The sequence below is a fragment of the Weizmannia sp. FSL K6-0777 genome, from assembly GCF_038593185.1.
GTDB lineage: Bacteria > Bacillota > Bacilli > Bacillales > Bacillaceae_C > Weizmannia > Weizmannia faecalis.
Window position 1 is genome coordinate 3,374,645 of sequence record NZ_CP151971.1, and the last position, 14,015, is coordinate 3,388,659.

A 14,015-nucleotide genomic window follows, 5' to 3' on the forward strand; every position below is an offset into this window, starting at 1 on the left:
TCTTACTCTTAATATAGCAAAAAAATTAAAAAAATATAAGGGTTTTCATCAAAATTGTTTGATTTCCTTTCATAAGTCTGCGAGAAGAACAAATAGACCGGTTGCAGCTGTCTCCTTGTATGTGTAAAATTTTACTCGAAGGGGCAAATGAGTGGAAAAAAATGGGAAGACACTCTATCATCTAAATGTACACCTTGAATGAACATCTAGAGAGAGGTCTTCCCATGGATATTATATCAATAATTGCTGGATTATTAAAGGGTACAAAGAGTCTTATGGAATTTGAAGAACAAATTAAAATTCTGATGCAGAAGGTTTTTACACAATGGGTTGGGGATGTATTTGAGGAGTTAGATAAAACAATTAAACAAAAGAAGTTGGAGGAAGGCTGGGAGTACTGCCGTAGTGATAACAGAAGCGTTCAGTTTCTATTTGGAAGTGTGACTTTTAAACGTTCATTAATGCGTGATAAGAGAGGGAACTCACATTATCCCTTGGATGAATGCTTGGGGCTGGTACCCCACCAGAGATATAGCCCGTTAGTGGAATTAAAGGTGGCAGAGTTGGCAAGTGAGAACACCTATCGGGAGGTGGCGAATATTTTAAAAGAATGGACAGCCGTGAGTCTTAGTCATACAACTGTAGGGGAAATGGTGAAACGCGTAGGAAAAACGCAGGTGGAAGCCGACAAGGCCCTTGTAGAAGAGATGGAAATAGCTGCTTCACTGCCTGATGGGAAGAAGGTAGACTACCTGTTTTCCGAAGCAGATGGCGTATTCATCCGGGGACTGGAAAAGAAACAGAGTATGGAAGTCCACCATGCCATTCTCTATGAAGGTTGGGAAACCAATGGAAAAAGGGTCTCCCTGCGTCAGCCCACAGTCATCATGACGACGGAAGACATTCAGACATTTTGGGATGAAGTCCAAGCCACAGCTGCCAACACCTATTCCCTCGAAAAAGCGCATGTCATTACAAACAGTGATGGAGGTGCTGGGTACACAGCTGAACGGTTTCAAACAGCATTCTCACAGTCGGAATTTCCGGTGCTCAACCAGCTGGATACCTACCACGTTGCACAAGCCATCATAAGGACATTTGGGGGCGGAAAGAGCGAGATCAAGGAGCAAATTAGAAAAGCGATTAGAACGCATGACCTGGACCAATTCACGTTATATTTGGATACGCACGAAAGCACCTTGACGGATAAAAAGGCCCTCAAGAAAATCAAGGAATTCCGTTCGTATATCTTGAAAAACTGGGACCGCATTTTTGACTGGAGAGACAGGGTGAAAAACGTGCCGGAAGGTGCGAGAGGCCTAGGAGCGATGGAATCGAATCAAAGGCATATCTCCTTCAGGATGAAAAAAAGGGGCATGCATTGGAGTGAACTTGGCGCAGAAGCCATGGTGAAAATCAAACAAGGCATACTCAATGGGACATTTAAGCAAAATATTAGAGCTTTCGTTTTAAGCCTGGATCAGTGGGGACTGATCGTTGAGGCGCGCGAAATTTACGAGACTCCTGCGGGAAAAGCGAGCCAGGAGAGACCCCGCAGCGAGGTACGAGCGAGGAGGCTCGCCGGCCGCCCGCGGAAAGCGAGTGAATTTCGCGCGCCTCAACATCCCCGTTATCCATCTTTATACGAAAATACTACATCTTTTCCGAAAATTACACCGAGCAAGTAAAGCACGGTAGCCGAAAGTGTACAAAAAGAGTGTCTAGGAATACCCGATATTTAAACCTTGTCGAGAAAAACTTGACACATACTGTCTCCTTTCCGCACTGGACATCAACGGAAATGTGTATTATGCTAAATAGTTGAATTATCATCTGTCACAATCGAAGCAGCTACCTGCTTTTTGTTTACATATTTTACTAAGGAAGTGTGTCGTCCTATGGCCGCCTTACTGAATGATTATGCCAAAAAACTTCAGAACCATTTGCAGCCGGAGCGCGATTCCCACCAGAAACTGGTGCAAAAAGGGCTGCTGTTGTACCGCCAGCATCTAGTCCATGACAAACGGATTTCGGGACGGTTTTTGCGCGGGAAAGTTCAGGATGTGACACCGGTGGATTGCGGGCTGGATCTTTTTGACCCGTTGTTTTTTGATTGTTCCTGCCCCCATGACGGTTTTTGCCGCCACCTGATGGCTTTGTTTTTCTCTGCCTATAGTGAAGAAAACAGTGTGTTTGACTGGGTCGGGGAGTGGAAGCGACGCAGTACGGACGGGGACATTCTGCAATCCGTGAAACGGGCAAGCGATTTGCTGGAGAAAAAGGCGGAAACATCCGGGCAAAACATCAGCATGTGGCTGGACGATTTCCATACCGCTTTTGAAGAGATCAATGTGAATGATGAATTTCTTCTCGATCTCTCGGCAAGGGAAGTATACCGCCGGCTTACCCTTTTTTTGCCTGTCGAACGGGAATGGGAGCCGCTTTACAAACTGACTGCTGCCTATGAATTGTTTAAGTACATTAACACGATTTGTTTGAAAAATGACTTTTTTTCGTCCACGGCTCTCATGCAATTTTTGTCCGGCGAAGCGGAAGAAGCGGCAAACCAGCTGTCGTCCGCAGCGCTCCCGTTTGTTTTTGATCCGTTTATCGCTTATTTCCGCGAAAACACCCGTGAGCTGGCAGAAAGTGTATCCCTCTACGAACTTGAAACCGTTGATTTTTACCGAATCCTCTGGTCGCGCCTGCTAAAGAAAGAAAATTGGCGGAAAGAGGAAGAGGCGCGTTTAAGGAAGGAAATTTTAAACAGCATTGATGCCGGTGAAAATCTCTCCTCCACGAAGGTGCTCTGCTTCATCCATCTCGCCTTTTTGCTCGGGAATGACGACACCGCGCTGTTTTTTCTCAGGCAGCTGGCTCAAAGCGGCGTCAATACAGCCGTATATATGCCGTACTGGTTCTTGGAACTGAAAGCGGACGAGAGACTGTTCCGCTATATCTCCGCTGCCTTACCGATGATCCCGCGCCTTTTGGAAACATGCGGGGATGACTATGACAAGGCTGCCTATATGCGAATGTTTTTCCGCTCCATCAATGAACAGGCGCTCTCCGCCCAGCAGCTGAAATTACTGGAAAAACTGTACCGCGCCTTTTTGCCTGTCAGCGCCCCGAAATACGGGGATATTTTATTTTTATCCGCAAGATACAGGGAGTGGGCGGAACTCCAGACACTGATCGGCAATACACCCGAGGATATGGCAAAAGAAAAACTCGAACGGGTTGCAAAGCAAGCACCTGAAGTCCTCCTCCCTCTTTACCACCGGGCGGTCGGCATCTGTATCGGGGAAAAAAACCGGAAGTCCTATCAAAAAGCCGTCCGCTATTTGAAAAAATTAAAAGCCATTTACCGGAAACGCCATGAAGAGGAAAGGTGGTACGCATTCTTTGACGAAATCAAGGAACGGACAAAACGGATGCGCGCTTTTCAGGAAGAATGCAGGAGGGGAAATTTGACCGATGCAGATGGAATATGATGTAAAAATCAATATACAACCGGATCCGGGCGGGCGTTATTTCTTATATGCCGAAGACCGGGCCGGAAACGAAGCCGATCCTTCCTACTGGGCGCCGTCTTTGTTGATGTGGCATGAAGAAAGTTTTTATGGCGCCTTCATACCGTACACGCGTTTCGGAAACCGCAGCGGGATTTTGGCCGACAGCTTTACGCTTTTGTCCCTGCTCGGAAAAGAAGGTTTCAGTTCGATGTTGCGATGGGATTGGGATGAACGCGGGCAAATTTATCTTGCTGTGGCTCCCGTGCTGCTTGATGCCGTTTTAAGCGGCGGCTGGCTTGCGACAGCGGCTGCACTTCCGGAAGAAGAAGCATGGGCGATAGAGCTGTCTGATACCGTCATCCACGAGTTCAACCCGTCATTTTGGGACCGGGAGCTGGATGAAAAACCTTTGTCGCGCGTGCTCTCCGAATGGTACGGAGAAGCGGCCCGTTCTTTTATCGCCAGCCGGCCGCAATTGAAGCGGCAATTCATGGAGCTGAAAAAATCAGGCTTTACAAACCAGGAACTCACCTCCTATTTTGACAAGCGACGCTTTCAACTATGGGCGGGCGAAGCGTCCCTCCCCTTTACAATTGGGATCCGCCTTTTTGAACCTGACACGGATGGGGGGTACTGGAAGCTTGAGACCGTGTTGCGCGACCGTGATAAACCGGAACGGCTGCTCGTCTACCCTCGGCAAAAGCTGTATAAAAAATGGCAGCCATTTGAAGAAGAGATCCGGCTCGAACAGGCAAGATGGGGAAAATTGTTCCCTTGGCTTCATGATGAAAACGGGCAGCTGCGCAATGAACTCGAAGAAAACCAAGCATGGGCATTCTTCGTTCACGCCAGCGAAAAGCTTCTCCCGCTCGGTGTCGAAATTATGCTGCCGTCCTGGTGGTCATCCGTTAAAAACGCCAATATGCGGCTGAAAGCTAAACTGAAAAAAAACACAAGCTACCGGTCTTTTTTTAATCTTAATACGGTGCTCGAATTTGACTGGCGGATTTCCTTAAATGGGGCAGAAATGAGCGAAGAAGCGTTCCAAAATCTGATCAACAAGGGGCGCCGCTTTGTGAAAGCGGGAGACGAGTGGATCACACTTGATCCGAAGATGATTCGATCGCTGCAGGCGCTTATGGAAAAAGCCAAAAAAGAGGGGCTCCATCTTCAGGATCTGCTCGCACAAACTTCCGAATCCGAAGAGGAAACGGATGAAGAAGAAACAGAGGATGTGCAGGCGCTCGCCCGGATTCAAATTGAACTGAACCAGTCATTAAAAAAGTTTATCCGAAAGCTTTCCAATCTGACCGAAATGCCATCCGTCCCGATCCCGCCCGGATTTCAGGGCGATTTGCGGCCGTACCAGCAGCTCGGCTTAAACTGGCTTGCCTTTTTGCGTGATTGCGGGTTTGGCGCCGTACTGGCAGACGATATGGGGCTTGGGAAAACCGTGCAGCTGATCGCTTACCTTCTCCATGTGAAATATACGAAACAGCCGGAAAAACCGGCGCTTATCATCTGTCCGACATCTGTCCTCGGCAACTGGCAGCGGGAAATCGAAAAATTTGGAAACAGCTTAAATGTCGCCCTCCATTACGGACCGAACCGGGAAAAAGAAAAACTGGGGGATTACTATCAACATGCCGATGTTGTACTGACGAGCTACGGGATTGCCAACCTTGATTTCGAGGCATTGTCAGCTGTGGAATGGAGCACGATCGCCCTTGATGAAGCGCAAAACATTAAAAATGCGGAGACGAAACAGTCGCGGGCGATCCGGAAACTAAAGGGCAGGCACTATATTGCTTTGACCGGCACCCCGATGGAAAACCGGCTCTCAGAACTGTGGGCGATCTTTGATTTTACCAATAAAGGCTATTTGGGCACGTTCAGGCAGTTCCAAAAACGGTTCATCGCCCCGATCGAAAAGGATGGATCGAAAGAAAAAATCCGCGAGCTTAAGCGCCTCATTCAGCCGTTTTTGCTACGCCGGACGAAAAAAGATCCGGATGTGGAACTGAATCTGCCCGAAAAGCTGGAGCAAAAAGAATATTGCCCGCTGACGGCGGAGCAGGCGGCTCTGTATGAAGAAACGGTGCAAAATGCTTTTAAGGGGATCGACCAGCTGAGCGGGCTTGGCAGAAGAGCGCTGATTTTGCAGATGCTGAACCGGCTGAAGCAGCTGTGCAACCATCCTGCCCTGTTTCTGAAAGAAGAAAAACCGGCGCACCTTTTGGAACGGTCATTTAAATTGGAAAAACTGGCCACGCTGACAGAAGCCATTTTGAATACGGGAGAATCATGCCTGATTTTCACCCAGTATATCGGGATGGGCCAGATGATTCGGCAAATGATGAAGGAGCTGTTCGGTCTTGACGTTCCGTTTTTAAACGGAAGCATGCCGAAAGCAAAACGCGACCAGTTGATCCGTGATTTTCAAAACAAGGCGTTCCCTGTTTTTCTCCTGAGCTTAAAAGCCGGGGGAACGGGCTTGAACTTAACAGCGGCCAATCATGTCATTCATTATGACCGCTGGTGGAACCCGGCTGTTGAAAACCAGGCAACAGACAGGGCGCATCGCATCGGACAGCAGCGGTTTGTCCATGTCCATAAATTGATTGCGACCGGCACACTTGAAGAAAAGATTGACGCCATGCTTGAAAAAAAACAGGCACTGAACGACGAAATTATCCAAAGTGACAACTGGGTAACTGAGCTGTCCGATGACGAATTGAAACATTTGGTTTTGCTGCAAAGTTAAGGAAAAAGCCGCTCTGTTTTATGACGCAGAGCGGCCTTTTCCGTTTAATCTTTCTTTAAATGCCTCAATTAATTGCTCGCCTTCATACCCTTCGCGGACCAGCTCCTCGAGCAGTTTTTCCGCATACGCGATCCGTCTCGAGCGCATTTTCCCTTCGAGCAGAACGCTGATCGTCCCGTCAAATTCTCTTATTCCCCTAACCCGGGTCGAAAGCGGTGCCGGATCATTGTTCTCGTAAGTGATCACGACTTCGGTATCAAGCTCCGTCTGCTGCTTTTCTCTTTCCGCAAAAAACGGCAAATACTTGCGCTCCGTGTACGCTTCAATCAGCCAGGTGCCCCTTCCGTCTTCCTTGTTCAGAATCAACCCGTCAATCAACGGAATCGACACCCGTTCGCCGTCATTCAAAATGGTAAGTGACAGGATCTTAAATGTTTTCATCCCTTTCCTCCCTATTCGTTTGTAAAAATTATAACATACATCCAACCTACGATCACCGATCACGCCAAGTTTCTCCCCTCGTCTCAAAAGACCGGTGACTGCCATGTTTTTGCCGGCCGACAATGCCCATCTCCATACGAAAAAAATTTTAAATTATACCATATCCCTTTTTTGTCGCCGAAATTTGTAAAAATCACGCGTGAAAAATTGATTTTTGCCCGAAAAAAGGGGGCGATTTTTGAAAAATGACGATTTTACACGAAAATGGAAAGCCGGTAAGATAAATGCAGGAAGGGGGTGGCGCAGTTGATTAACCAGGTCACATTAGTCGGAAGGCTTACAAAAGATCCGGATCTTCACTACACGGCAGATGGAAAACCGGTGTTAAATGTTACGCTTGCCTTAAACCGCCATTACCGGAACCAATTTGGCGAAACGTTAACCGATTTTGTCCAATGTACCCTTTGGAATAAAATCGCAGAAAACACAAGCAAATATTGCGCAAAAGGTTCCATGCTCGGCATTACCGGCCGGATTCAGACCCGCCATTATGATAATAAAGACGGAAAAAGGGTTTATGTCACCGAAGTCATTGCCGACACAGTCCAATTTTTAAGCAAACGGCCAGAAAACAAGCCGCTGCAAAAAACCGGTCAGGGAGGGTAGCATGCAATGGAAGATGCAGCAAAACGGTTGGATGCACTTGAGCGGGTCTTAGCGGATATGATCGTCAAACAGGGCATGCTGAACCGGCAGCTTGCACTTTTAATGCAGGAAGTAAAACGGATAGAGGAAGAGAGCCGCAAAATGCCCGCACTCGTGCCACACCTGAAGTAACGTATGAGTTTTCCTTTCCTAACTTTTTTTCCATTTTACCAGTTCCTAAATGTTTCTCCTATTTTGCCCCATCAGAGAGAATGTGTTTGTTATCAATACCGATCCTCTTCTTATCCCCTTTTCTTTTTGGTCAGCTGGACATCCGGCTGATTTTTTTTGCGGGAAAAAGCGGCCTGGTGCCCCGTCTTTATTTTTCAAGCGCAAACATGATTTCCGCTTCACAGGCAAGCTCCCCGTCGATGGTGGCAACCGCTTTGCCTTTTCCGACCGGCCCTTTCAAGCGGATGATTTCCACTTCGAGATGAAGCTGGTCTCCCGGTTTCACCTGGCGTTTAAACCGGCATTTGTCAATCCCTGCAAAAAGCGCAAGTTTCCCGCGGTTTTCTTCCTTTTTTAACATGGCGACAGCGCCCACTTGTGCGAGCGCCTCCACAATCAATACACCCGGCATGACCGGATAGGACGGGAAGTGGCCGGCAAAAAAGGGTTCATTTCCAGATACATTTTTGATTCCAACCGCACGTTTTCCTTCTTCCACTTCAAGAATACGATCAATCAATAAAAAAGGATAACGATGCGGGAGAATGTCTTTAATTTGTTGCAAATCCAACATTGGCAAAAATCCTCCATTTTCAGTTTCAATCCGGGAGCGAACAAGGCGGGGGCAGGATCCAAACAGCTGCCTTCCCCGGGATCCGCCTTAAAGTGCAAGACAGCTGTTTTCCGTAAAAAACGAATCATCAGGAACGGATGTTATTTACAAGGCCCATCATCTGGTCGGACAATGTAATCGTCTTTGACTGGAACTGATACAACCGTTCTGTTTTCGTTAGCTCAGTTATTTCAGTGGAAAGGTCGACATTCGATTTTTCAAGCACGCCCTGCTGCATAGAAATCTGGCTGCGGGTTGCACCTGTCAAATCTGTGTACACATTTGCCGCATTAACGTTTTGCGGCAGTCTCAGCAGGTTGTTCCCGACCTGTTCCAGCACTTGCGGATTGCGCATTTGGACAACGCCGAGGTTAAAGCTTTCCCGCGTGCCATCACTGTATGCCACCTGCAAGGTCCCGTTTGGCCTGATCGCGTAATCTGCTACATTGCCCCGAAATGTAATCATCGCGTTATGCTCATCCAGGACAGGGTTCCCGTTCGCATCAGTGAGCACACTTCTATTGTTTCCGAGCGGGGACACTTCCAATGCGCCATTGCGCGTAAATGCCACTTCATCACTGCCATTTGCCCGGGCAAGCACTTTTAAATACTGGTTTTCTTTTGTAAAGGCCATATCAAGGGCGCGTCCGGTATGTTCAAGTGCCCCCTGCGATGGGGAAATGACCGCTTGTGCCAGTTTTGCCCCCGTGCCGGTCCGGATGCCGTACGGCGTTTTTCTGCCTGTTTCTTTGGATGTATCCGGCTGGTTGTTGATTTGCTGGACGAGCAGATCGGTAAAGCTCGCCTGTTTGCTTTTATAGCCGTTTGTATCCACATTGGCAACATTATGGCTGATGGTATCGATTTTGTCCTGCAACTGCCTGAGCGTGTTCGTTGCTGTCAGCATGGATTGATTCATGGCGCTTTTTCACCCTACCATTCTCCGTTATACTTTTCCTACGTCGTTTACGGCTTTGCCGAGGCTTGCATCATAAGCCTGCAGTACTTTTTGATTGGCTTCAAAAGAGCGGTAAGCACTCATCATATCTGTCATTGTTTTTGTCTCATCGACATTGGAAGATTCCAGGAAGCCCTGCTTGATTTGAAAGCCATTTTGGCCTGCAGCCGGCAGCGCCCCGTTATTCGCGAGCGTATATAAACCGTCGCCTGTTTTCTCAAGCTGTGCCGGATTTTGGGCGTAAGCAAGGCCGATCGTACCTGCATAGCGCCCGTTCTCCGTTACCGCGCCAGCCGCATCGACGGAAAAATCGGTTCCCCCTGTCCGAATCCGGCCCCCGTTTTCATCCAGCACATAATGGCCGGAAGCGGTCGTTAAATAGCCTTCCGGGTTTACCGTGAAATTCCCGTTCCGCGTATAGACTTCATGGCCGTTGCCATCATCGATGCGGAAGAACAGGCTCCCCTCCGGTGAAGCTTGATCGAATATGGCCAAATCGGTCCGGTTGCCTGTTTCTTCAAGGTCGCCCTGTTTAAAAAGCGGCAGTGTTTCCTGCATGTAAACACTGGTCGCAAGTGACCCGACCGATTTCACCACTTCGCCTGTTGTCCCGTTTTTATCCATATAACTGAGCAGCATTTTCGGGAAAGAGCGGATCGATGACTGGTCCGTTTTATATCCCGGCGTATCTGCGTTGGATAAATTATTGGCGAGCAAATCCGTTTTCCGCTGCTGGGCGATCATCCCGGAAGCCGCTGTATACAAACCCCGTAACATTGCCATTCACCTCGCTGGAGCATTCATCAAACGTTTGATTAAACGAGTTTTCTTTTTGAAATTTTATCGATATTTTCAAGCATGACGCCTGTTCCGATCGCTACAGAACTCATCGGATTTTCGGCAACAAGGACCGGTACTTTAATTTCTTCGGCAAGCAATTGGTCAATACCGTGCAAAAGGGCCCCACCGCCTGTTAAAATGACACCACGATCAATGATGTCGGCTGACAGTTCAGGAGGCGTTTTCTCCAAAACGTTTTTCGTGGCGTGGACAATGATGGATACGGATTCACGCAGCGCTTTTTCAATTTCAGCAGATTTAATCGTAATCGTCCGCGGCAAGCCGGAAACCATATCCCTGCCCCGGATGTCCATTTCTTCATTGCGGGCGCCCGGAAATACCGTGCCGATATTCATCTTGATATTCTCCGCCGTCCGTTCGCCGATCAGCAGTTTGTACTCCCGTTTTATATACTGCAGAATTTCATTGTCAAATTTGTCACCGGCCATTTTGATGGACGAGCTTGTCACGATGTCCCCCATCGATAGTACCGCAATATCCGTCGTGCCGCCGCCGATATCAACCACCATGTTCCCGCTCGGCTGGAAAATGTCCATGCCTGCACCGATGGCCGCCACTTTCGGTTCTTCTTCCAGGTAAACATTTTTCCCGCCGCTTTTTTCTGCTGCCTCGCGGATCGCTTTCTGCTCCACGCTCGTAATATTTGTCGGGCAGCAAATCAAAATGCGCGGTTTCGATAAGAATCCCTTTACATTCAGCTTGTTAATAAAATACCGCAGCATCGTTTCTGTTACGTCAAAATCGGCAATGACACCGTCTTTCAACGGGCGGATGGCGACTATATTGCCTGGTGTCCTGCCTACCATGCGGCGCGCTTCCTCCCCGACTGCGAGCACTTTGTTGGCTGTTTTCTCAATGGCCACAACAGATGGCTCATTCAGCACAATTCCCTGGCCTTTTACGTGGATCAGTACATTCGCGGTACCCAAATCAATTCCGATATCCTTTGCAAACATGTATGTGCTCCTTCCTCATTTTTCAAACTTTTTTAGGACGATTTATCTATTCGAAGTCTATCATTGTCTGTTATCCCTGATTATTTATTTTAGCATATTTTTGCCGGGTTTCGGGATCATTTGTCAAATTTTATTTTCGGGTATTTTTCAAGCGGGGTAAACGGAGGGGATTTTACAGGGGCCGGTCTTTCAAAAAAGCGGCTTCCGCATGGGTGTCCTTTTTAATTTTGCGACAGCTGTTTACCGGATGGAAGCAGCTGCGCACTGTCACCGGAATCGTTCCCCAAACCGATCCGGTCCGTAAAAAGAAGCAACCGCGCAATTCGATTGCTTCTTTCAGGGATCATGGAGCCCTCATGAGCCGGAAAGCGCTGCTAACGGTTTTGCTGTTACTCTGTGACTGGATACTCTTCTTTTTTATATTTTTGCTTCGTTGCTTCCCCTCCGCGCAAATGGCGGACAGATTTATGGTAATCGAGGATATCCTTTACCTCATTTGCCAGTTCCGGATTGATTTCCGGCAGCCTTTCCGTCAAATCTTTATGGACAGTACTTTTGGATACGCCAAACTCTTTCGCAATTACGCGAACTGTTTTCCTCGTCTCCACGATATACTTCCCAATCTTGATAGTCCTCTCTTTGATGTAATCGTGCACACTACTCGCCCTCCCCAAAAATTGGATGTGAGGCGTGTGAAATGAGACTCGCTGGATTCAATTTTGTACTGGGTCCCGCAGGCTGTTCATGCTTGCGGCAGAAAGTGAAGCCTTTCTGATGGTGCAGAATATAATCAAGTCTGTAGCGAAGATGCTCCCGTCATTAACGATTCCTCACCTCAAACACTCCCGCTTTTTTGTCAAGTTTGTAACAGTTTATTAGCTTGTGTACCATTTTATGCAAGAAACTGCTTTTTTTACGGGAAGCGGGCGGAAAACAAAAAAAGGACAGAGGTTTTCTGTCCTGTATACACGCGGGCTGTATTAATGGCTGTTCTGGCTGGTTGATGTTTTTTCCGAAGACCGGCTTTGCTTGGACTGGCTGCTTTCGGATGAAACTTCCGGCGTTTTGACGTCGCTGGCCGTTTTATTGAAGTAGCCTTCCGGATTGACCGCCACATCGTCTTTGCGGATTTCAAAATGAAGATGCGTCCCGGCGGCTTTGTTCAGCTCGCTCCGGCCGGCTTTTGCGATCGTTTGTCCTTGCTTGACCATATCGCCTTCTTTCACCGCAATGTCTTTCACCGATTGGTATTCGGTCGTCACGCCTTTGTCATGTTCGACTTCAATGACATTGCCCAAAACGGCATCTTCCTGCACTTTTGTGACGGTACCGCCCATTGCAGCAACAACGTCAAATGTTTTGCCATTTTTCATCGTGATGTCAATTCCCTGGTTCGGCTGATATGTGTTGCCGTATACAACGAGTGCGGCTTCCTGGTCCTTGACGGAAGCATTCGCGTCGTAAAACTTCTTCTCAATCGTGGCCAGTTCAGGTTTTTGTACCGGCATTCTGAAGTTTTCTACCGCTTTGTTTACTTCGATTGCGTCATTGCCGGATCCTTTCTGGCTGATGGATGCATCGTTTTTAAATTTTTCTTTTGCCGAATGGGTTCCAAGCGACTGATACCAAATAATCCCTGTAATCAACAGCACCGCACTTACTAAATAGATTGCCGGATAGACCCAGCGTTTTTTGAAGAAATTTTTTATGTTCTTTGGTTGAGAAGGCCGTTTCTTTTCTTCCTCTCTCATTTATCATCACCTCAGCAACCATTCTGAACATTTCTTCATTTGTTTATACATCAAGTTTAAAAAATTTTTGTCCGGGAGGGATTATTTTTTTGCCAGGGCGCCGGCTCCGGCAATTTGGCTGAATGGTTTCACCGTGACGCCTTGATAATAATACGCCACAATCGCTTTATAATCTTTCCCTTCCTGTGCCATGCCGTTTGCCCCGTACTGGCTCATGCCGACGCCGTGCCCGTATCCTTTCGTTATAATTTCAATTTCTTTTCCTTTTCTTTCCCATGTAAAATCTGAAGAAGGCAGCCCCAGCTTCTCCCTCACCTGCCTGCCGGTGAAAACTTTGCCGGCAATTTTGATTTTCGCCACTCTTTTTCCTTCTGTCCTGGATAAGACAGTTCCCGTATCATTCGCTTGAATCCGGATCCCCAGTTTTTGTTCGAACGCCGTGGCGGGGATGGATGTGACTTTCTTGAATTTAGGCGAGTTTTGATCCCACGGGCTTTTCACGCTTTTTAAATAGGGTACGGCACTGGACCAGTAATCGCCGGCATTTTCTGTGTAGCCGTTGCTGGTGGAAAAAAACGCTGCATCGATCGGCTTGTTATGGTAAGTGATGATTTCGCCTTCTGTTGCAGCAACCGCTTTGTCGATTTTCTCCATTTTTTCCTGATACGCTTTCCCCCAAACGTTTTTCAGTTCATCCCGGCTCAAATATACCTGGTCGTTGACCGTATCTGTCACATTGGCATTATCCGGCAAATCCCTGTTTCCGCCATTTAACATCCGGTTGACAATGAAAGTGCGGGCAGTCAGTGCCTGGGCTTTTAATGCCTCGAGTTTAAACGTTGCAGGCATTTCAGCTGCGACCACGCCTGCAACATAGTCTTCCATTGGCACGCGGTCAACCTTTTTCTCCATGCTTCTGTATACGGATACCTGGACGGATACCGTTGCTTTCTCCTCCTTTGGCGGTTTTTTTTCATGCAATTTTCCGCTCACCTTGTCGTTGTGGAACGGAAGGACGACAAGGGCCGGAATGAGAAAGGAAAAGGCGAGTACGAGGATCGCTGCGATTACAACGGGTTTGATTGGTTTCATGCTGACGCCTCCATATGGTCGAAGTGGTGGAAAGCCTATACTCCAATTTATGGGACGGGACAAGCATTTATGATTAAAAATGCACGCTCAAGGGTGTGCGGGGCAAGCATGGGGCAGCACCGAAAAAAAGCCGACGAACCTTCCCGGCGCGCTCTGGCGACAACCGGATAAGTTCCGGAGGCGCATCG

At 47.9% G+C, this 14,015-nt stretch carries 13 protein-coding genes; 5 read left to right on the forward strand and 8 right to left on the reverse strand.

All coding sequences use genetic code 11. The features are described 5' to 3' along the window. Nucleotides 1–224: 224 nt before the first annotated feature. The 3 genes from NST70_RS16190 to NST70_RS16200 all read left to right on the forward strand — a co-directional run bounded on the left by NST70_RS16190 (nucleotide 225) and on the right by NST70_RS16200 (nucleotide 6,279). Complete coding sequence (locus NST70_RS16190) at nucleotides 225–1,688, forward strand: ISLre2 family transposase (RefSeq protein WP_342475454.1); 1,464 nt, start codon at nucleotides 225–227, stop codon at nucleotides 1,686–1,688. 210 nt (nucleotides 1,689–1,898) lie between these two features. Beyond that, on the forward strand, nucleotides 1,899–3,494 hold the full coding sequence (locus NST70_RS16195; RefSeq protein ID WP_035189460.1) for a hypothetical protein: 1,596 nt from the start codon (nucleotides 1,899–1,901) through the stop codon (nucleotides 3,492–3,494). Continuing rightward, nucleotides 3,478–6,279: a DEAD/DEAH box helicase gene (locus NST70_RS16200; protein WP_342475455.1), complete on the forward strand. Its 2,802-nt coding sequence runs from the start codon at nucleotides 3,478–3,480 to the stop codon at nucleotides 6,277–6,279. Before NST70_RS16195 ends, NST70_RS16200 begins: the two co-directional genes overlap by 17 nt. An 18-nt stretch (nucleotides 6,280–6,297) precedes the next feature. Here the strand turns inward: NST70_RS16200 and NST70_RS16205 are convergent, their stop codons facing one another. Continuing rightward, nucleotides 6,298–6,720 (reverse strand): YwpF-like family protein, encoded by a 423-nt coding sequence (locus tag NST70_RS16205; protein WP_014096780.1) that lies wholly within the window; start codon nucleotides 6,718–6,720, stop codon nucleotides 6,298–6,300. 306 nt (nucleotides 6,721–7,026) lie between these two features. Here NST70_RS16205 and ssb point away from each other — a divergent pair, with 306 nt between their 5' ends. Together ssb and NST70_RS16215 are read left to right on the forward strand one after the other, a co-directional pair. Beyond that, nucleotides 7,027–7,386 carry a single-stranded DNA-binding protein gene (gene ssb, locus NST70_RS16210; RefSeq protein ID WP_026683911.1) on the forward strand — a complete coding sequence of 120 codons (360 nt, stop codon included), beginning with the start codon at nucleotides 7,027–7,029 and terminating at the stop codon, nucleotides 7,384–7,386. Nucleotides 7,387–7,392: 6 nt separating this feature from the next. After that, on the forward strand, nucleotides 7,393–7,557 hold the full coding sequence (locus NST70_RS16215; protein WP_013860712.1) for a hypothetical protein: 165 nt from the start codon (nucleotides 7,393–7,395) through the stop codon (nucleotides 7,555–7,557). Between the two features lie 187 nt (nucleotides 7,558–7,744). Here NST70_RS16215 and fabZ read toward each other — a convergent pair whose 3' ends face one another. The 7 genes from fabZ to spoIID form a co-directional block, all read right to left on the reverse strand. Next, entirely contained in the window at nucleotides 7,745–8,170 is a 426-nt protein-coding gene (gene fabZ, locus NST70_RS16220; RefSeq protein ID WP_342475456.1) for a 3-hydroxyacyl-ACP dehydratase FabZ, read from the reverse strand. A gap of 127 nt (nucleotides 8,171–8,297) precedes the next feature. After that, on the reverse strand, nucleotides 8,298–9,128 hold the full coding sequence (locus tag NST70_RS16225) for a flagellar hook-basal body protein (RefSeq protein WP_014096777.1): 831 nt from the start codon (nucleotides 9,126–9,128) through the stop codon (nucleotides 8,298–8,300). Between the two features lie 27 nt (nucleotides 9,129–9,155). Beyond that, nucleotides 9,156–9,944, reverse strand: a complete 789-nt coding sequence (locus NST70_RS16230) for a flagellar hook-basal body protein (RefSeq protein WP_342476237.1) — start codon at nucleotides 9,942–9,944, stop codon at nucleotides 9,156–9,158. 38 nt (nucleotides 9,945–9,982) lie between these two features. Beyond that, nucleotides 9,983–10,984, reverse strand: coding sequence for a rod shape-determining protein (locus NST70_RS16235; RefSeq protein WP_014096775.1), 1,002 nt, complete (start codon nucleotides 10,982–10,984; stop codon nucleotides 9,983–9,985). Between the two features lie 389 nt (nucleotides 10,985–11,373). Then, the gene (gene spoIIID / locus NST70_RS16240; RefSeq protein ID WP_014096774.1) at nucleotides 11,374–11,640 is read right to left on the reverse strand and encodes a sporulation transcriptional regulator SpoIIID; all 267 of its coding nucleotides are present in this window, start codon (nucleotides 11,638–11,640) and stop codon (nucleotides 11,374–11,376) included. 324 nt (nucleotides 11,641–11,964) lie between these two features. Further along, nucleotides 11,965–12,735 carry a M23 family metallopeptidase gene (locus NST70_RS16245; RefSeq protein ID WP_013860719.1) on the reverse strand — a complete coding sequence of 257 codons (771 nt, stop codon included), beginning with the start codon at nucleotides 12,733–12,735 and terminating at the stop codon, nucleotides 11,965–11,967. A gap of 81 nt (nucleotides 12,736–12,816) precedes the next feature. After that, nucleotides 12,817–13,827: a stage II sporulation protein D gene (spoIID, locus tag NST70_RS16250; protein ID WP_019721009.1), complete on the reverse strand. Its 1,011-nt coding sequence runs from the start codon at nucleotides 13,825–13,827 to the stop codon at nucleotides 12,817–12,819. Nucleotides 13,828–14,015: the final 188 nt, after the last annotated feature.

Coding starts and splice junctions, on each gene's coding strand:
- NST70_RS16190 (WP_342475454.1), top strand. CDS start 225: ATGGATATTATATCAATAATTGCTGGATTATTAAAGGGTACAAAGAGT.
- NST70_RS16195 (WP_035189460.1), top strand. CDS start 1,899: ATGGCCGCCTTACTGAATGATTATGCCAAAAAACTTCAGAACCATTTG.
- NST70_RS16200 (WP_342475455.1), top strand. CDS start 3,478: ATGCAGATGGAATATGATGTAAAAATCAATATACAACCGGATCCGGGC.
- NST70_RS16205 (WP_014096780.1), bottom strand. CDS start 6,720: ATGAAAACATTTAAGATCCTGTCACTTACCATTTTGAATGACGGCGAA.
- NST70_RS16215 (WP_013860712.1), top strand. CDS start 7,393: ATGGAAGATGCAGCAAAACGGTTGGATGCACTTGAGCGGGTCTTAGCG.
- fabZ (WP_342475456.1), bottom strand. CDS start 8,170: ATGTTGGATTTGCAACAAATTAAAGACATTCTCCCGCATCGTTATCCT.
- NST70_RS16225 (WP_014096777.1), bottom strand. CDS start 9,128: ATGAATCAATCCATGCTGACAGCAACGAACACGCTCAGGCAGTTGCAG.
- NST70_RS16230 (WP_342476237.1), bottom strand. CDS start 9,944: ATGTTACGGGGTTTGTATACAGCGGCTTCCGGGATGATCGCCCAGCAG.
- NST70_RS16235 (WP_014096775.1), bottom strand. CDS start 10,984: ATGTTTGCAAAGGATATCGGAATTGATTTGGGTACCGCGAATGTACTG.
- NST70_RS16245 (WP_013860719.1), bottom strand. CDS start 12,735: ATGAGAGAGGAAGAAAAGAAACGGCCTTCTCAACCAAAGAACATAAAA.
- spoIID (WP_019721009.1), bottom strand. CDS start 13,827: ATGAAACCAATCAAACCCGTTGTAATCGCAGCGATCCTCGTACTCGCC.